The organism is Citrobacter arsenatis (genome assembly GCF_004353845.1).
GTDB lineage: Bacteria > Pseudomonadota > Gammaproteobacteria > Enterobacterales > Enterobacteriaceae > Citrobacter > Citrobacter arsenatis.
The window spans coordinates 2,149,749-2,169,025 of sequence record NZ_CP037864.1; the positions used below are offsets into that span (position 1 = coordinate 2,149,749).

15 protein-coding genes and 1 pseudogene are annotated in these 19,277 nt (G+C 47.5%); 6 read left to right on the top strand and 10 right to left on the bottom strand.

Translation table 11 applies throughout. From position 1 onward, the window contains the following. Position 1: 1 nt before the first annotated feature. From hflD to rluE, 5 genes are read right to left on the bottom strand one after another with little or no spacing between them, the layout of a single operon-like run. On the bottom strand, positions 2-643 hold the full coding sequence (gene hflD, locus E1B03_RS11340; protein ID WP_016153409.1) for a high frequency lysogenization protein HflD: 642 nt from the start codon (positions 641-643) through the stop codon (positions 2-4). 34 nt (positions 644-677) lie between these two features. After that, the gene (gene mnmA / locus E1B03_RS11345; protein ID WP_061381741.1) at positions 678-1,784 is read right to left on the bottom strand and encodes a tRNA 2-thiouridine(34) synthase MnmA; all 1,107 of its coding nucleotides are present in this window, start codon (positions 1,782-1,784) and stop codon (positions 678-680) included. 53 nt (positions 1,785-1,837) lie between these two features. Next, positions 1,838-2,299 carry an NUDIX hydrolase gene (locus E1B03_RS11350; RefSeq protein ID WP_103771356.1) on the bottom strand — a complete coding sequence of 154 codons (462 nt, stop codon included), beginning with the start codon at positions 2,297-2,299 and terminating at the stop codon, positions 1,838-1,840. Positions 2,300-2,308: 9 nt separating this feature from the next. Then, the gene (locus E1B03_RS11355) at positions 2,309-3,244 is read right to left on the bottom strand and encodes a hypothetical protein (RefSeq protein ID WP_133086237.1); all 936 of its coding nucleotides are present in this window, start codon (positions 3,242-3,244) and stop codon (positions 2,309-2,311) included. 34 nt (positions 3,245-3,278) lie between these two features. Then, entirely contained in the window at positions 3,279-3,896 is a 618-nt protein-coding gene (gene rluE / locus E1B03_RS11360) for a 23S rRNA pseudouridine(2457) synthase RluE (RefSeq protein WP_103771354.1), read from the bottom strand. A 202-nt stretch (positions 3,897-4,098) separates the two neighbouring features. On the opposite strand from rluE, the gene icd reads away from it, so the two are divergent. Then, positions 4,099-5,349 (top strand): NADP-dependent isocitrate dehydrogenase, encoded by a 1,251-nt coding sequence (icd, locus tag E1B03_RS11365; RefSeq protein ID WP_003030769.1) that lies wholly within the window; start codon positions 4,099-4,101, stop codon positions 5,347-5,349. Positions 5,350-5,659: 310 nt separating this feature from the next. Here icd and E1B03_RS11370 read toward each other — a convergent pair whose 3' ends face one another. Both E1B03_RS11370 and E1B03_RS11375 read right to left on the bottom strand, forming a co-directional pair. Next, complete coding sequence (locus tag E1B03_RS11370; RefSeq protein ID WP_103771511.1) at positions 5,660-6,199, bottom strand: cytochrome b; 540 nt, start codon at positions 6,197-6,199, stop codon at positions 5,660-5,662. A 238-nt stretch (positions 6,200-6,437) separates the two neighbouring features. Continuing rightward, on the bottom strand, positions 6,438-7,379 hold the full coding sequence (locus tag E1B03_RS11375; RefSeq protein ID WP_133086238.1) for a hypothetical protein: 942 nt from the start codon (positions 7,377-7,379) through the stop codon (positions 6,438-6,440). Positions 7,380-8,018: 639 nt separating this feature from the next. On the opposite strand from E1B03_RS11375, the gene E1B03_RS11380 reads away from it, so the two are divergent. The 3 genes and pseudogenes from E1B03_RS11380 (at position 8,019) to E1B03_RS26485 (ending at position 13,609) form a co-directional block, all read left to right on the top strand. Next, positions 8,019-8,549 (top strand): hypothetical protein, encoded by a 531-nt coding sequence (locus E1B03_RS11380; protein WP_133086239.1) that lies wholly within the window; start codon positions 8,019-8,021, stop codon positions 8,547-8,549. A gap of 311 nt (positions 8,550-8,860) precedes the next feature. Next, positions 8,861-8,923: pseudogene (locus E1B03_RS26715) on the top strand (ESPR domain-containing protein); the annotation flags it as partial. A 612-nt stretch (positions 8,924-9,535) separates the two neighbouring features. After that, a complete protein-coding gene (locus E1B03_RS26485; RefSeq protein ID WP_425456658.1) occupies positions 9,536-13,609 on the top strand; it encodes an autotransporter outer membrane beta-barrel domain-containing protein in 4,074 nt (1,357 codons plus the stop codon). 75 nt (positions 13,610-13,684) lie between these two features. Here the strand turns inward: E1B03_RS26485 and E1B03_RS11390 are convergent, their stop codons facing one another. Next, positions 13,685-13,957, bottom strand: a complete 273-nt coding sequence (locus E1B03_RS11390) for a hypothetical protein (RefSeq protein WP_103770277.1) — start codon at positions 13,955-13,957, stop codon at positions 13,685-13,687. A gap of 242 nt (positions 13,958-14,199) precedes the next feature. On the opposite strand from E1B03_RS11390, the gene E1B03_RS11395 reads away from it, so the two are divergent. Beyond that, entirely contained in the window at positions 14,200-15,723 is a 1,524-nt protein-coding gene (locus tag E1B03_RS11395) for an EAL domain-containing protein (RefSeq protein ID WP_133086240.1), read from the top strand. A gap of 171 nt (positions 15,724-15,894) precedes the next feature. Further along, complete coding sequence (locus E1B03_RS11400) at positions 15,895-16,092, top strand: hypothetical protein (RefSeq protein ID WP_103770275.1); 198 nt, start codon at positions 15,895-15,897, stop codon at positions 16,090-16,092. Between the two features lie 186 nt (positions 16,093-16,278). Here the strand turns inward: E1B03_RS11400 and E1B03_RS11405 are convergent, their stop codons facing one another. Both E1B03_RS11405 and E1B03_RS11410 read right to left on the bottom strand, forming a co-directional pair. Continuing rightward, positions 16,279-16,569: a Bor family protein gene (locus tag E1B03_RS11405; protein WP_133086241.1), complete on the bottom strand. Its 291-nt coding sequence runs from the start codon at positions 16,567-16,569 to the stop codon at positions 16,279-16,281. Positions 16,570-16,908: 339 nt separating this feature from the next. Then, a complete protein-coding gene (locus tag E1B03_RS11410; protein WP_103770274.1) occupies positions 16,909-18,996 on the bottom strand; it encodes a TonB-dependent receptor in 2,088 nt (695 codons plus the stop codon). Between the last annotated feature and the right edge of the window lie 281 nt (positions 18,997-19,277).

Below are 19,277 nucleotides of genomic sequence, written 5' to 3' on the forward strand. Positions count from 1 at the left end.
ATCACAACTCCGGGGTTAAATGAGCAAGAATTTGTTTTGCCTGAGTCGTCAGGCGATTACGAGAAAACATGAGTTGCAGACGGCCTCCACCAACCTGATGCCAGAGGACGGCAGCACGGATGCCAGCCAGCAGCGAAGCGCGTACTTTAGCCTGAACCTGTGGGCTCTGAAGGATGGCCGGGGAGCCCGTAACCTGAATACGCGGGCCGAGTGGGCTGATGACGTCAACATAAATGCCAGCCATCGCACTCATCAACGTTTCTGACTGCAAATCAAAATGGTCCAACTGGCGCTGCAAGCCGTTGATACGGTCTCCCAGCGTGTCCATAGCGCCTTTAGCGGCTGACAGCTTACGCTCCAGCACCATCAGGCTTAAGGTGTAGCGGGTGAGTTCCGCGTTCAGCCCCTGACGACTGCTGGCGTTAAGCACGCCGAGCATTGTTTCCAGACCTAAACGCAGGTTAGCCTCACTGCCGCCAAACACGCCCAGCGTAGAGCTGGGATTCATATCGATGACACTGTTCAGTGAAACGTGTAATGCATCGGCATCACAATGCCCCTGGTGCGCCAGTTCTTGCACCAGGCGTGCCGACTGACAAATGCCTGCCAGGGCGAGGGTGATGTCATAATAATTCTTTGCCACGTTCACTGCTTCCTTGTATCAGATGTGTAAGTAATTATACCGGCAGCGGCAATCGCTGTTCGATAATGCCGCCGCCAAGGCAGATTTCGCCATTGTAAAAGACCGCCGACTGGCCCGGCGTTACCGCCGCGACGGGCTCGTCGAAAATGACTTCAATGCGCTCGGCATCCAGCGCCTTAACGGTGCATGGAATGTCGGTCTGACGATAACGGGTTTTCACCGTGCAGCGCATTGTGCCAGTGAACGGTTCGCGATCGACCCAATGCAGTTGCTGAGCCACCAGGCCAACGGACATCAGACGCGGGTGTTCATGGCCCTGAGCAACAACCAGAATGTTGTTCTCGACGTCTTTATCCACAACGTACCACGGATCTTCCGTACCTTCTTTCGTCCCGCCAATGCCCAGACCTTTACGCTGACCCAGGGTGTGGTACATCAGCCCCTGATGCTGACCAATCTCTTCGCCATCGACGGTGATGATTTTGCCTGGCTGAGCCGGAAGGTAACGACCAAGAAACTCGCGGAACTTACGTTCGCCGATGAAGCAGATACCGGTGGAGTCTTTTTTCTTGGCCGTAATCAAGCCGAGATCTTCGGCAATTTTACGCACCTGCGGTTTTTCCAGTTCGCCTACCGGGAACAGGCTTTGCGCGATTTGCTCATGGCCGAGCGTGTAGAGGAAATAGCTCTGGTCTTTATTGCCGTCAAGTCCACGCAGCAGGCGGCTTTTACCGTCAACGTCGGCGCGGCGCACGTAGTGACCGGTGGCGATATAATCGGCACCTAAATCTTCGGCGGCAAACTCGAGGAAGGCTTTAAACTTGATTTCTTTATTGCACAGAATATCTGGGTTCGGCGTACGGCCCGCTTTGTATTCTTCAAGGAACAGTTCAAAGACGTTGTCCCAGTATTCTGCGGCAAAGTTGACGGTATGCAGTTCAATGCCGAGTTTGTCACAGACAGCCTGCGCATCCGCGAGATCGGCAGCCGCTGTGCAATATTCCTCGCCATCGTCCTCTTCCCAGTTCTTCATGAACAGGCCCTCTACCTGATAACCCTGTTGTTGCAACAGCCAGGCAGAAACGGAGGAATCGACACCGCCGGACATGCCGACGATCACTTTTTTTGGGCTTTCAGACATAGGAATACTCACGACATTGAACTTCAAGGCGGCATATTCTAGCACGCAGCCCTTTACTTGACACCCTCTGTAAACGGCCAGTTAAATTCGCCGATTATTGCCAGAGGGTAGCGCTGTCCACTCTGATAACAGCGAATGCTCTCAGCAACCAGCGGGGAGCGCAGGTTTGGCGCTAAGATGATCTCTTCTGCGCTGACCCAGCGACAGCAATCTATATCGCTGTCATGAGGCTCAGTAGCGCACATATTGGCAAGCTCGATAGAAAACAGAAAACGTAAAAAGGGCGTTTTGTCCGGCGCAATCCATTGATGCATTCGAATGAAATGCTGCGGTTGTGCATTGATGCCTGTTTCTTCCCACAGTTCGCGAGCGGCGGCTTGCGCCAGCGTTTCGTCCGCTTCCAGATGTCCTGCAGGTTGATTCCACAGGGCTTTGCCATTGATTGTTTCCTCAACGACTAAAAACTTATCTTCTGCATGTACAATGCAGGCGACCGTGACGTGTGGTTTGAACATACTAATTCCTTATTCTTCGGCAAAGCCTTCAGCGGCATCCGGCGAACCGATCTCACCGGAGGTCTTATTGATGCTTATATTAGCTATAGCGGGCGCTGTTCGTGGATCTGCGGCCGATCCGCGACACCATTCAGTCTGGTGATCCTCGCGCACGATAATCGCAATATCATTTTTTTCATTCCAGCTTTCATAAAAAATACATTGATAGTCATGCCGTAAATTGAGAGTGGCGGCTCTCGTAGCTTTATCCGTCGACAGTGGATTGATGTCGTCGCGATAGCGATCGCCGCTGTCCAACGCCTGCAACTGTGATTTTTTCAACCAGCCGCGCACGATATGGCGATTGGTGGTGTAATAAACCGCTTCAATAAAATCATCTTTTGACTGCTCCTGTGCGGAAATAATGTCGCCGGGAACCAAAAAAACGGACGGGCTGCGGCACTGTTCCGTTGGCATACTATAAAACCAGGCGCGATCGTTGCCCGTAATCTGGTAATGGTTATCAGCTAGGGGGGACATTTTTTCGCGTTGCGGCATCTCTTCATAGGCCCATTTTTTACAGGCCGGATTGACGGGTAAGGGAGTCGCCAGAGGTAGCAGCCCCTCAGAGGAGACCCAGCCTGTGGCGAACATGCCGTTGGCGTCTCGATATCGAACGTAGCGAAAGGTATGAACGGGGGAGCGTGCAGACTCGGCTGAGCGCGCTTCTCTTAAAAACTCTACTGTATCTCCATTGACCAGAAAAGCTGGAAGCTGACATTCAACTTCCGGTGCAGAGTTGAAGTGTAGTCGGGAGGCTGTTTTTACCTGGGCGCTTTCATAGAGATAATCAGCCGCTCCTGCCGCGATACCTGCAGCCGCCTCACAATCCTGCGCGGCATAGCCAAAGGGTGATATGCCACACAGAATAAGTGTCGCAATGATTCGTTTGTCCATTTCTTTCACTCTTCCTTGTTAATAGCGGCGTAGAGGCCTGATGCTACAGTTCCCGCCACTCGCCATTGGCGAGATTGTCCAGCGTGTAATCTCCCATGGCATAGCGGATAAGGCGCAGCGTAGGAAACCCAACATGCGCTGTCATACGGCGTACCTGGCGGTTGCGGCCTTCATATAAAGTCACTTTCAGCCAACAGGTGGGGATATTTTTCCGTTCCCGAATAGGCGGGTTTCTCGGCCATAGCCATGTGGGTTCTTCTACCACTTCAATGCCAGCAGGCAGCGTGGGACCATCCTTAAGCGTTACGCCAGTGCGCAGGGCTTCCAGCGCTTCGGGCGTTGGTTCTCCCTCAACCTGGACATAGTAAATTTTCCCCGTGCGCTTGCCGGGTTGCGTCAGTCGGGCCTGCAATGCGCCGTCGTTGGTCAGCACCAAAAGACCTTCACTGTCCCGATCCAACCGACCCGCAGCATAGACGCTTTGCACGGGAATAAAATCTTTTAACGTTTTGCGCCCCGCTTCATCAGTAAATTGTGGCAAAACATCGTAGGGTTTATTGAACAAAACCACGCGTTTTGGCTGGTTTTCTTTACGCTGCTTAGTGACTTGTCGTGAGCTGAATCGCTCAACCCGGTGATTTCTAAAAGAAGTTTTTTGCATGGTATTTTCAGATTATATCAATTGCCGCATTATAGCCTAAGAACGAGTGTCTTTCATGGCGGCGAACAATAGGGTAGTATTGACACGCTCATTACAAATCATTAACAAAAAGTTGCTCTAACGCATCCGTGTAGCAGGACGCAAACGCACATGCAGCGTGATGACAGACGAGCAGAACCAGAAGCGCTCGAAGGAGAGGTGAATGGAAAGCAAAGTAGTTGTTCCGGCGGAAGGTAAGAAGATCACCCTGCAAAACGGCAAACTCAACGTTCCTGAAAATCCGATTATCCCGTTCATTGAAGGCGACGGTATCGGCGTTGATGTAACCCCACCGATGATCAAAGTTGTCGATGCTGCTGTCGAGAAAGCCTATAAAGGCGAGCGTAAAATCTCCTGGATGGAAATCTACACCGGCGAGAAATCCACTCAGGTTTATGGCCAGGACGTCTGGCTGCCTGCTGAAACCCTTGATCTGATTCGTGAATATCGTGTTGCTATCAAAGGCCCCCTGACCACACCAGTTGGCGGCGGTATTCGCTCTCTGAACGTTGCCTTGCGCCAGGAACTTGACCTGTATGTCTGCCTGCGACCGGTGCGTTATTACCAGGGCACGCCTAGCCCGGTTAAACACCCTGAACTTACCGACATGGTCATCTTCCGTGAAAACTCCGAAGATATCTACGCGGGTATCGAATGGAAAGCGGACTCTGCCGATGCCGAGAAAGTGATTAAATTCCTGCGCGAAGAGATGGGCGTGAAGAAAATCCGCTTCCCGGAACATTGCGGTATCGGTATCAAACCGTGTTCTGAAGAAGGGACTAAACGTCTGGTTCGTGCAGCGATCGAATATGCCATCGCGAACGATCGTGATTCTGTTACCCTGGTACACAAAGGTAACATTATGAAGTTCACCGAAGGCGCGTTTAAAGACTGGGGTTACCAGTTAGCGCGTGAGGAATTCGGTGGTGAACTGATCGACGGCGGTCCATGGGTGAAAATTAAGAACCCGAAAACCGGCAAAGAGATTGTGGTTAAGGACGTTATTGCCGATGCGTTCCTGCAACAGATCCTGCTGCGTCCGGCTGAATATGACGTGATTGCTTGTATGAACCTGAATGGCGACTACATCTCCGATGCACTGGCCGCACAGGTTGGTGGTATTGGTATTGCGCCGGGCGCGAACATCGGTGACGAATGTGCGCTGTTCGAAGCAACCCACGGTACTGCACCGAAGTACGCAGGTCAGGATAAAGTGAACCCAGGTTCCATCATTTTGTCTGCTGAAATGATGCTGCGCCACATGGGTTGGGTTGAAGCGGCTGACCTGATCGTTAAAGGTATGGAAGGCGCGATCAATGCCAAGACCGTAACCTATGACTTCGAACGTCTGATGGACGGCGCTAAGCTGCTGAAATGTTCAGAGTTTGGTGATGCGATCATCGAAAACATGTAATCCAGATTCTGGGTTGTATGAGAACGGGAGCCGAGAGGTTCCCGTTTTTATTATTAGGATTTAAATGGTTATCAAAATAATTTATTAAAACCCATAATGAATTAAATTTTAAACATGATTAATTAGATAGTTTGAATAGTATTTTTGGTAATAATTCTCATCGCATAAAGCCATGTATTAAATGCAACGCTATGTGTTCCAATTTTCATCCGCAGGTCGAGATGGATCTTGCTATAGCCATAAACGTACCCGGACTCCAGGCATTATGGCAGCCACCTAATGACTGCCATAATGTTAAACATTAAAATAATTATTTCTTAGGGTTACATTCAGGGAGCATCCTCATAAGAGTGTTATCTTTCTGAATGTAGTGATGAAATAACGCTGCACCAGCATGCGCTGCGATTAAAAAATATCCGACGTTCGCCAGTGTTTCGTGAATATCTTTGAGAAGTGACTTTGTTTCCCCGTCAGGAGTAACGAAAGGCGCAATGTTAAGACCTAAGAGACTCCAGTCCTTTCCACCGTAAGCCATAATTGCAACACCTAATAATGGTAGAGACACAAAAGAAATGTATAGCAAGATATGCATTATTTTAGCAGACATCATCTGCCACGCTGGTGGGGGGGGAGTGATTGCTGGGTCATGATACTTATGTTTAATAATTAATCGTATTATCATTAAAAACCAGACAAATACCCCAACATTGTAATGTGTTTCTTTCATGAGAAGGTAGGTGTTGCTGCCCTTGGGAAACCAGCCACGAAGCTCCATAGCTGCATAGGTTATCGCTATTAATATCAGGGTTAGCCAGTGTAAGCGAATCTGAAGTTTTGAGAATTTGACCATTATTTTTGCCTCAAACGGTGTGTTACATCGACCATAAATCATGAAGCTTAACAAATCCTTATTTTTGTTGAGAGATTAAGAATTTGTTATTTCAGCGATCTCACTTGAATCTTTTGATAATAATTATCATTTTTATTCTTTTCTGGTAATCCGTGAAATGGTAAAAAACTCTCGGCATTGCGCCAAAAATACTCAGTCATCTTGGGTGATTCACTTCCTTTAAATAAGGTGAGTCAACTCACTTTGCCCCGTAAGGGGCGTGTATCCGCCGTGCCGAGAGAGCATATCTTGCAGCGCTTGATGCCCACTCATCAGATTGATCAAGGTGTTCAATCTCTGACTCGGCTATTGGTGTTACGCGGATCAGCGGAACGGAACCGAAAGGCAAATTATCAATCTTACGGTCATCACCACTGAGGATGATTCGGGTCATTGGGTGATATTCATCTGTAAGTCTGCAAAACAGGATTGCGCCATATTTTTCAACATCGGCGGCAATCTGATACCCATCGGCAACGAGATCACCCAGGTTAATCAAGAGATGAGCCCAGTCATCAATCTGGTGGCTGGTAGTACTCGAAGCTTCAAATTCCATGAAAAGTTCGCATCCTACGCCATTTTCCTGGTCTGCAATGCCGGCCCAGGGCGTCGAGAGGCCATCAGTGGTCAGCGTTAGTTGGGTGTTCCACTTAATGTTAAGTACTCGACGATGGGGCCCGAACCATTCCGTCTGGTTGTGTACGTTCGCGTCATCTTGTTCAGCCATAAAGCCATCAGAGACGCTGCCATATTTTTCCCAAAAAGCTCGCCTTGCTACAGACGCTGCCTCATAAATCGGGTCTTGAGGCCCGCGCGGCACAATTGCCTCATCGAATAGTGTGTCAAGCGTTACGCGCCCTCGTATTAACGGTATTTTAGATTTTGTCCAGTGAACGATAACCTTATTAAAAGGCTTTATCGGTGATGCTGCGAGTTTCTCGACAACCTCCCGGACCTTCTGAAGGACGTGGTTACCCTCTGCAACGTGACTCCCGTCGGCATACATGTAGCCTCCGGTTAGGGAGGAGACTCCAGCCTGTTCGGTGATAAAGAACCATTCGCCGTTCACAGCGCCAGCGGGCGCCTTGTCTAAGGTCGAGCGTAAATCCCTTGTCGCATCAGCGTTTGAATATGCCGTCATATCTGTCCTTTAGCTTCACGTCTTGTACATCATACTTAGTTTAACTTTTTCAAAATGATAGTATTAATCATTTATCGGCCAGACAAACGTGCAAAACGTCTACCGGATCAGTTCCCTCTGCCTACAGACGGAAACTGCCACTCAACTTTCTCTATTGACGCAGCCCCCTTATGTACACATTCTCGTTTTGCGCGCAAAAGTACAAACTTCTGCTTCGCTCATAGCGGACTTTAGCGGCAGTAACAGCTTTACCATCAAGGTGTGACAACAGCGGCAGCGTGTTGAACGTGCAGGCGTGAAAATTTGGATTCTGGGCGAAAACTCTTCCCCAAAATTAAATCAAAGTTTACTTAATCTTGGGTAGAAGCTGCTGACCTGATCTTAACGATACAGTGTGATCCACTGAAGTGAAGGTGGATTGCTGGTGTTTTATATTATATGCATTGTGTCATGAGATATTTTTATGGTCAAAGCATCTATAAATTAAATTTTTAATAGTATAAATAACTGTCGTTGTGCATGCCGATTATAATTGAGCTGCTATTTTCAAAGAGTAAACACATTACAATATTTTTTATCTACAGTGCCGATTTCTGAACGGAGATTCAGAAGGTTAGAAAACAACAGGAGTAATTGGTTTTGCTGCAACGAAAATACATTGTTTTTACTCAGGATACTTACCTTCGTTGTTCTATAGACGCCTTGATGCAAGCGAGTTTTACAGAGAAAATATTGTGCTTCTGCGATGTGGATTCATTTCCTTCACTGGATGCGCTTTATCGTGCAATTGAATCAGTCTGTGCTGATACTAGAGTTATTATTATCTCACGTGGATTATGGCTTTCTCGGTTGCTTGGGTCATTAGTGGATTTGGAAATGACAGATGATTTTTACAAGTGGCGTTTATGTATCTTCAAGGGACAAAGAAACCACTCCCGTAAGATAATCGATAAAATACTAAGCATCCGGCAACTTAAGACATTAACCCGGCGAGAGATATATGTTATTCATTTATTACTGGCTGCAAATAGCGTTAGCGAAGCTGCCAAATTAGCAAGGTTTGACGTTAAGTTTTTTCAGGCGATAACAATCGCTATTGCACGAAAATACAACTTGCGTAATTCAAACGAACTGCACTTTTTTGTTCGTAAATATATGCTGTGGAGTTAGCGTGGTAATAGTTGTGAGGTTTTTATACAAATCATTAACGATACGTTGCCTTTTTGTTAACTCATCTCAGTGCTAACACCTGACTTATTCATATAATGCAGATAAAACATCTATAATATACCGTATTATCGATATAAATGGATGTTTTGCTGACCCGGGAATACTATCTACCCTGTACAGGTTGCTCAATGTTTCTGCGGAAAAGACCAGAAGAGAGAGGTTATCTGTAGAGTGCTCTTATATTCATTGCTGTGCCGCCACGATAATTAGCCAAAACATAAAGGCTTCGTGGTCTTATTCGGAAGGTGATTATGAACAAGATTTATCGTGTTATATGGAGTTCGGCTCAGAATTTATGGGTTGTGGTTTCGGAATTTGGTAAAGGTAAAACGAAAAGTAAAAACACAACCCAGTTATCCCCGAAATCTACCAGGGTGTTGTTTAATCTTAAGGCTATTAGCGCGGTTGTTACATTAATATTATCCGGGAACGTTAATGCATTAGAAATCAATGGATATACTGAATTCAACTCATCAGATACCATAAGTGATGGTTTGCAATGGAACACAACTTCTACTGTGCAGATAAACAACGGTGCGGATGTTATTGTTACGGGTAGTAATCCTACAATAAATATGGCACCGCCTACCAATGAAAATACCTCTATGTGGATAAATGGCGGTAGTTTAACAGCGGGAAATAGCGGTTCACTATTAATGGGGAATAATAGTATGCTGCAAATTGGTGGTTCCAAATTAGGAGGGTTGACATCGGAGCAATCCGGGGGGACTGCCGGTGTTATCTCTGTCGGTGATATTAAAACAAATACTGGCGCGACAGATGCGACCATCTGGATGTTTGGTTCAGAGAATGCAATGGCTAAGTTAACTGCAGAAAGTATCAGTCTTACTGCAGATCATAATAGCATATGGTTGGCTAATCCCAGTTCTTCAGAGCAGGGTGCCGAAATTAATGTTACGGGTGACATGACCGTAAAAAACACCAGTGGTGGCACGTTCATGATGGTGGGCAATTCCCAGCTTAACGTGGGCGGCGATCTGTATCTTGATACTACGAACGGTAGTTTTTTAGCGACAAACAATTCCACTTCAAATGGCATCAATGTTGGTGGCGATCTTACTTTCAGCAATAACGTTGAAATCAATAACATTGATGCGGTTAGTACTGCTGCAGGCATTTATTCAACGGTGGTAAATGTTGATGGAGATATCAATGTTGTTGGTAAGAACGTGGGGGGTACGGGTCTTCAGATATTGAACGCAGCAGGAACGGGCATAACGACTAATGGTGATTTCAATATATCATCAACAGTCGCTGACAACGTGACAAAAGTGATCTTGGGGCACGCTTCAAAAGTAACTGCTGAGAATGATATCACATTAAACAGTGTGTCCGGAGGCGCTACCCAGCTTTATATTGGCGATGCTAAGTATGGTGCCCCAGCCTCTATTGCTGCCAAGAGCATAGCAATGAGTGGTGATGGCGAGAATACGGTTATTTTCAATAACATCAGTCAGACTCAACCTGGCACTGAAGGCTATTTATTCAATATCGCGATTAATGGCGATGGCGTGGTAGAACAACAATCAGGGCATACTACCCTTGCTGCGGTGTCAAATTATACTGGTGGGACGGTAATTAGCGGTGGTTTACTTTCCATTGCAGATAGTAAAGCACTGGGAAGTGGGGAGGTATCTGTTAATACGGCTCCAAACAATAATACTGGACTGGATATTGCTTATGCTGATGGTAGCGCATTCAATAACATTTTATCAGGTAGTGGTAATACAACCGTATCTGGTGATGCCCAGATAACCGGTACTAACCAAAACTATGCTGGTAACTGGAATGTAACGGGCACAGCTTCAACGGATACTGCTGTGTCTTCTACGCAAAATAATTTCGGTAGCGGTACTGTAAATATCAGCAGTGACGGGTACTTGCACGCGACAACAAACAATGGATTCAGCATTGATAACAAGTTGACCGGAACTGGATATCTTGTTGCTGATAATAATGGTAATGCGTTTAACTTTAGCAACACGACGGGTTCTGAGTTCGCGGGGAATGTGATTCTCAATAATAATCTGTTCACATTAGAAGCAGACAATACGTCTGCGTTAACGAATGCCACGCTTACCGTGGGTACTGGCAACGCTACATCGGTTGGAAGCGGAACACAAAATATTGGCGGTCTGGCCTTTAATGGCGGGACATTAATTTTCGGTGCTGTTTCTCCTGGCGATACGCTTAGCGATCGATTTGTTGAGACGGAAAAAGATCTGAACTTAACCGGTAGCGGGCAAATTCAAATTAGTACTGGTGGTGATTTTGAAAACACGCCGCAGCATCCTGACACGACTATACCCTTGCTCCAGCAGGATGAAGGCGACGTTCTGGTTAAATTGGCTGATAGCCAGGGCACGGTTACCGGTAGTGCGGGGAACCTTAGCCTGATCGATCAAAATGGTAATGTGGTTTCTAATGCTCAGACATCTCACATTACTCAGAATGGTGAGACCGTGGCGAATGGTGTTTACGATTATCGTCTGACGAGTGGTGAAAATGGCGATGGACTTTACATCAATTATGGTCTGACCCAGGTCGAATTACTTGCGCAAGGGGATAATGCCCTAACCCTCAATGCGGAAGGGAATACCGGTAATGCCGCAGATCTCAGCGCCCGCGTGACCGGCAGTGGCGACCTGGCGTTTGACAGCGCCAGAGGCCAGACGGTATCGCTGTCGAATATGGATAACGATTACACCGGTATCACTGATGTACGCAGCGGCAACCTGCTGATGAAAAACGATAATGTTCTTGGACAGACCAGTGAACTGCGTCTGGCCGCTGAGACCGGTTTTGACATGAACGGTTATAGCCAGACTGTCGGTAAGCTGACGGCGGCGGCTGACTCACTGCTGAACATCAATGGCGGTAGCCTGACCCTGGAGCAGGGCGGAACAGCCGATGGAATATTGACCGGAAGCGGCGCGCTAAACATCAATGGCGATACGCTGACCATTACCGGTGAAAACAGCACGCTGACGGCAAAAACGACCATTGCAGAAGGTGCGCGCGTGCTGATGAACACCACGCTGGGTCTCGGCACGGGCGATATCGTGGCGGCGGGAACGCTGACGATGAGCAAGGCGGCAGGCGCGCTTTACAACAGCATCAGCGATGCCGGACGGGTTGAACTCAGCGAAAGCGACGTCGCGCTGGTGGGTAACAACAGCGCCTTTACGGGGCAATTTGCTGTGGATGCGGATTCCCGGCTTACCGCGTTCAGCGCAGAAAATCTGGGCAGCGCAGAGGTGAGCAACAGTGGTTCACTGGTGCTGAACAGTAATACCGACTGGCAGCTTGATAACGACGTTTATGGTAGCGGCGACGTGACCAAGCTGGGAGCCGGCTCCATTACCGTCGGTGACAACGCCGCCTGGACGGGGAAAACGGAGATTGAGCAGGGTGGCCTGGTACTGGGAGACGGCACATCTCCGGTCACGCTGGCCAGTACCGAAGTCAACATTGCGGCTGCGGGGATGCTCTCGGGCACGGGGGGCGTTGCAGGTCATGTGAATAACGCCGGTGTGCTGCAGGTGGGGACCGGGACCGGTGACAATCTCCTGTTCACGGTGGGGGGCGACCTGGTTAACAGCGGTACCCTCGCAACCGGTGTGAAGGGTCAGCAGGCCGGTAATCAACTGGTGGTCAATGGTAATTACACGGGTAATGGTGGTCATCTTTCCTTGAACACCGCGCTGGGGGATGACAATTCCGTTACGGATAAGCTGGTGGTGAAAGGCGATACCAGTGGCACAACCTCCGTCAGTGTCACTAACGCCGGTGGGAAAGGGGCCGCCACGATTGATGGGATCGAAGTTATCCATGTTGATGGCGCATCGGACGGTGAGTTTACCCAGGCCGGCCGTATTGTGGCGGGGGCATATGACTACAGCCTTGGGCGCGGTCAGGATGAAAACAGCGGCAACTGGTATCTGACCAGCGGCAAAACCAATCCGGATCCCGAACCAAAACCGGATCCGGATAAAGATCTGCGTCCGGAAGGCGGCAGCTACACGGCTAACCTGGCGGCGGCCAACAACATGTTCGTCACCCGTTTGTACGATCGCCTGGGCGAAACGCAGTATATCGATGCCCTGACCGGCGAGCAGAAAGTCACCAGTATGTGGATGCGCCACGTTGGCGGGCATAACAACTGGCGTGACGGCAGCGGCCAGCTGAAAACCCAGAGCAACCGTTATGTATTGCAGCTGGGGGGCGACATTGCGCAATGGAGCCAGAACGGACTTGATCGCTGGCACCTTGGCGTGATGGCGGGCTACGGGAACGATCACAGCAACACCCGATCGTCACGCACGGGTTACCGTTCCAGAGGTTCAGTCAATGGCTACAGCACCGGCGTTTATGCCACATGGTATGCCAATGATGCGTCGCATAACGGCGCCTGGCTGGACAGCTGGGCTCAGTACAGCTGGTTTGATAACAATGTCAAAGGCGATGATTTGCAGGGCGAATCGTATAAATCGAAAGGGGTGACCGCCTCGCTGGAAATGGGATATGCCCAGAAAATGGGTGAATTTAGCGGCAGTCAGGGAACGCTGAACGAATGGTACATACAACCTCAGGCGCAGGCGGTCTGGATGGGCGTGAAGGCGGACGACCATCGGGAAAGCAACGGCACCCGTATCACCAGCCATGGTAACGGCAATGTGCAGACCCGGCTGGGCCTGAAAACCTGGATTAAGAGCCATCATCAGATGGATAACGGTAAAGAACGTGAATTCCAGCCGTTTGCCGAGCTGAACTGGCTGCACAATTCACGAGATTTCAGTACGACCATGGACGGCGTGAATGTTCGTCAGGACGGGGCGAAAAATATCGCCGAGGTAAAAGTGGGTGTGGAAGGACAGGTAAGTCCGCGTCTTAATCTGTGGGGCAACATCGGAGTGCAGGCTGGCGACAAAGGCTATAACGACAGCGCTGCGATGATAGGCGTGAAATGGAACTTCTAAGCTGATTCTGCCGGGTAAGTTCAGCCAGACTGGCGTATGTCAGTCTGGTTATTTTAAATCCAATAATGAGTGCAATTATTCTTTTGGTGAAAGTTTGTACGGGAAGACATGTAGAGCGTTGGCTGCAATGGGATAAACGCCAAGACCTTCGGTTCTGGCTTTGATTTCTTCAAATGAGAGTGAAGGGGAAGGTTCGCGTCCGCCCCACAGATTGATGCCTTCTGGGACGTCGTCCCGGCTATACTCCTCGGCGATCTCGATAGTTCCACCGCTATTCAATTCGATGACAACGCTTTTTCCATCAACAGGAATCAGGTTCCCGTCATTGTCAGTGATAAAGATTTTCATTTGCTCACCTCTGTATTAGTGCATTCCTATGATAGCAAAATTAGATAAGGCACTACGTCGGTTTAGTACTGCAATTTTTTGTAATAACTTTATCGATAAATTAGTAAGTTACGTTGTTATTAGGGAAATGTGACTGGGCTCATGGCGATTTCCATTTCTGTCTACCATGCTCAGTAGAGACAATTTGAACACGTAAAATGTTCATCACAACGTGTTATCAATTTTCGCCACAGGACATGAGAATGCGCAAAGCACTGTTACCGGTAATTGCTGCGGTGTGCCTTTTATTCATTGGCGTTTTTATTCTTAATATGCAGCTTTGGTATTCCTCTTCGACAGAAACTCTTGGAGGCGCCAGATATGCTGCGAAAAATATGGATAACATCCTTGATGAGGCTTTCCAGGCAACCGTCACTGCCATAGGTATCGCTGAAAAGAAATGCGATCTGGAGGGGCAATACCAACTCGGAACAGAAGCCGCGCTACGACCTCATTTGCGAACGCTGATCATTATCCGGCAGGGAAAGGTTTGGTGTACGTCTTTGCCGGGTAATAGGATCTTACTTAAGCAAATTCCTGTAATTACTGATACGAATTTGCTATTAACTTCCGCAAGAAATACGGAAAATGAGATACCCGTTCTGCTGTATCAAACTCGTTTTCAAACCAGTCGTATTATTGTCACCATCAGCGGGGTGCATGTCCGTGGGGCACTGAAGGTTCCATTAAAGGGAGTGGCATACGCATTGCTCGTGGGTGATAAAGTACTCGGTTCATTGGGCGATGTGAAAACCGTAACACCAAGTGCAAATGCGTCTGGACGAGTGAATTCCGCAAAGTATCCCTTCAGTATTATCTATAATGAACCGCCATTGTTTAGTGCAAAAAGGTTGGTTACGCAGGGGTCAGGGATCCTGATTTTCATCCTGTTGATATCTGCTGCAGCCGCTTATGCTATTGATAAGTATCTGAACAAGAACGATACCCCCGAAGAAACGCTGCGCAGGGCGATAGCAAAAGGAGAGATCGTGCCTTTTTATCAACCCATCGTAAATGGCCGAGAGGGGACGTTACGTGGCGTTGAAGTGTTGGCCCGATGGAAACATCCAAAGGCCGGGTATATCTCTCCCGCTTCCTTTATTCCCGTCGCCGAAAAGTCAGGTCTGATCGTGCCGCTAACTCAAAGCCTGATGATGCAGGTCGCGGCGAATATGAACGCCATTGCCAGCAAATTGCCATCCGGCTTCCATGTCGGTATTAACTTCAGTGCTTCTCATATTACATCCCTTACATTTGTAGAGGAGTGCCTAAGATACAGAGACAGTTTTAATCGCGATGATCTCAATCTGGTCATCGAAGTCACTGAGCGCGAACCGCTAGATGTGGATGAAGATCTTGTGCAGAGGCTCAATACGTTACACGAAAATGGCTTTGTTATTGCGTTAGATGACTTCGGGACGGGCTATTCTGGACTTTCTTATTTGCATGACCTGCATATTGATTACATCAAGATCGATCAAAGTTTTGTGGGACGAGTAAATGACTTTCCCGATTCAACCCGGATTTTAGATTGCGTACTCGATCTGGCACGTAAATTGTCTTTAAGCATCGTTGCTGAAGGGGTTGAAACGAAAGCACAGCTTGATTACCTCAACAAAAACAACATCGTTTTCCTGCAAGGATACTATTTTTATAAGCCTGTAACCTTCACTGAGTTTGTCATGATTTTGCTTTCAAAGCCTAAAGTGAAGGTTTTCGTCGAGTAAACGCTGGACGACCGCTTGTTAGTGGAAATGGAATCTGAGGCCCGGCTCGCTACTAAAATTCCGATAATTGTCTTTATCGTGAGATAAATCTCGGATCCTGTTCTTTAGAAATTATATCCTTACTAACTAAATGGTCATTTGTATTTTCACATACAGTAACTGGATAACGGTATGGCAGAGATAACATTCGCTATGGAGCATGATTCAAGGCACGGAGCGGCGAAAAAAAGGTTGGATGTGCGAAGCAAAGCGAAGTACACAAACCGCAACCAGCTTGCGATTGCCGCAGTTCTCTTTTTAGGCGGTATCGTCGGGGGGATTGTTTTGGCATTGTATCTAATGATGCAGGAAGGGGTGTTTCTATATTGATTGTTTAAATATTCTTATGTTTAACACAATGCTTGTTGTATCACCAATAAGTTTTCTTATCTATTATTAAAACACAGCGCTGTCGATGATGTTTTTTGATTTTATGAATTATGAATACTTAATTAGCAGGGAATTACAAACTATCATAAATTTAAGCAGGTATTCCTGAAATACCTGCTTAAAATATCATTTCGAACAATATACTCTGGCTTCTCGAGGAGTATAGATGCCTATTGTGATGACGCGTAAGAAAACATCCATACCAGATTCCTGAACTTCGGTTCGTACTACCTTGTCTGCGCCACCGCAAACAGATGCTGCATCGATAGTTTGCGACTGACCAATGCCATTCAGGAAAAAGCTCTGTCTGGTTTCCTGGGTTGGTTTTTCTGCAATGCTGTTGTTTATTTTAAAGGTTTGTTGAGCACAACCGGATAAAACAGTTGCAGTAATAATTGCAATCATTAACTTTTTCATTTTTACCATTTTATAGTGTTGAATAGGGAGTCAATGATCTTCTCTAATGCCGCTGATACATATCTGACCAGTGGCTATGGCTAAGAGTATTATGTAGGCTATTTATCTATTGTTTAGTTTGATAAATATTTAATTAAATTTATGTTGATGCAGTGTAGAACTTTGTTGAGGGCTGCAATATTAATTCACATTTAATTTATGTCAACATTAAGCACTGGTAAATAAATGCGGGTATTAATGTAGCGTTGAAGGGGATGTCAAAATATGCGTTAGGTTAAAAATATGTTCCATCTTAACAGGGCTATCAGCGATAGCCCTGAGAGAAGGATGTTGGAAAAATTAGAACTGATAGTTTAAAGATACCCAGTAGTTACGACCCGGGTTTACGTATCCGGTGGTGGATTGTGCAGTCTGATAATAATCACCCGCGTAGGTGCTATTGCGGCCCACCTGGTACAGTTTTACTTCGCTAAAATCTTTATCCAGCACGTTATTAACCGCCGTATTCAGCGTCAGCTCTTTGGTCAGTTTGTAAGACATCCCCATGTCGAGAACGGTCCAGGCTTTTAAATTAGCGCCTTTATCGTCATAGACGGCCTTTTGTACTGCGCTGAGGTTGTCGTAATTTTCGGTAAAGCGAGGGGCTTTGCCGCGATAACGTGCACTCAGCCAGGCGTTCATATCTTCCGTTGCCTGCCAGTTCAGGCGAGCATTAGCCATATGTTTTGGCGTGTAGCTTAGTGGTGCACCTTTATTGTCACCATCTTTTTGCTTGCTCTGTGTGTAGGTGTAGTTAAGGGATAAACTCAGCACGTCCGACCAGAGAGGGAAGGTACTGGCGAATTCAATACCATCTGTCCTGGCCTTGCCGCTGTTGGTATAGCTGTTGGTATTATCATCGATAGAATACGAGACAATTTTATTCTTATATTCGGTATAGAAGCCGGTAACGTTGGCGTTAAGTCCGGCCTCGTTCTCGTAATATAGTCCGGTTTCGTAGCTGATACTTTCTTCCGGCTTGAGGTCAGGGTTACCGACCGTATTAACGGTTCCTTGCGCGGTTACGCCGCTGATCCCGTTATGCAACTGGCTGAGTGATGGCGCTTTATAACCGGTCGTTACGCCGCCTTTGAGAGTCCACTCATCAGATACGTCCCAGACCATATACGCACGTGGGCTAAGATGACCGCCAAAGACATCGTTATGTTCATAACGTGTACCAGCGGTTAACGCCAGTGAGTCGAGAATATGCCATTCATCTTCCGCATAGGCTGCCCATGTTTTTTGGTGGAATGTCTCGCCGGTATTGGCCAGCACGACACCGTCTTTCATTCGCGCATCCCAGTATTCCCCACCAAGGGTTAACAGGTGTGAGTCACCTAATGGCGTCAGTAGCACCGAGTCCAGAATGACGTTAGTGTTCTTGAGTTCTCGCGCATCACCGGCACGGCCAGCGTTCTCTGGCGTGAGTGCGGAGGAGACCAGTTGTCGGCCTTTGTTCTCGGTTTCATTCCAGCCGAGGGAGGATTTCCAGGTGCCGAACGTTAAGGCAGTATCGTGGCCGAGGGTCACTTTGTTGCGTTCATAGCGCAGCGTTTTATCATACCCCCCCGTCAGGTTACCCAACTGACCATCATCGTTGTCATAGCGCTGTCTGGCAGAGTCGAGATCTAACCACAGCGTATTGTTCTCATTGGTTTTCCAGTCGAGACGCGTGCCAATATTATAGTTTTCCGACTCGGTCGGATAAGGTACGCGGGTGGAGGCGGTATCGCTCAGAGAGGTGACGCTTGAACCCTGGCGTTGGGTGGTGCTCCCCCGAACCTGCATATCCAGTACGCCTGCGATCAACGGACCGCTTGACCAGAAGTTGGCGACCGTGCTGTTACCCCATTTATTACTCTCTTGCAGGTTAACGCCGGTATTAATGGAAGTGCTCCACTTATCGGTGCTTTTTTTGGTGATGATATTCACCACGCCACCGATTGCGTCGGAGCCGTATAGCGTCGACATTGGGCCGCGGATCACTTCAATGTGATCGATCGCCGCCAGCGGAGGCATAAAGCTGGTATTCATGGCAGAGAAGCCGTTTGGCGTCACGTCGCTACTGCCGTTTTGACGAATACCGTCAATCAGGATCAGGGTATAGCTGGCGGGCATACCGCGAATACTGATTTCCAGGCCACCGGTTTTACCGGTACTGCTTTCAACATCGACCCCTTCAACAGAACGCAGGGCTTCGCCTAAATCATTATATTTATTGGTTTGTAACTCTTGCTGTGAAATAACGGAGACGCTGGCGGCGGCATTGGTGATTTTCTTTTCGTAACCGGAAGCGGTTACCACCATGACATCTTCAGCGAAAGCCAGGGGGCTGGAAAAACCTAAACAGGACAGAACGACAGAGGCAACAGGTTTTAAACGCATAGTCAAACTTCCTTTGTTAAAAATTCAAAGGCAGTAAGATAATTGATGAAAATGATAATACAAATAATTATCATTACAAATTTACATAACTTGTCACTTCTGGTGTTTTTCTTGAATAAATATACATAAATTGTCATGAGTTTTAGATAAGGAAATAGCAGAGAGGGCCAATAGTCCGCATCGGTAATTATTAGACCGGGATTAATATGCCACTGAATAAATTGTGAGTGTTTAATCTATTTTCTGAGATTCAAGGCGTACTCATAACGGAGTATCAGAAA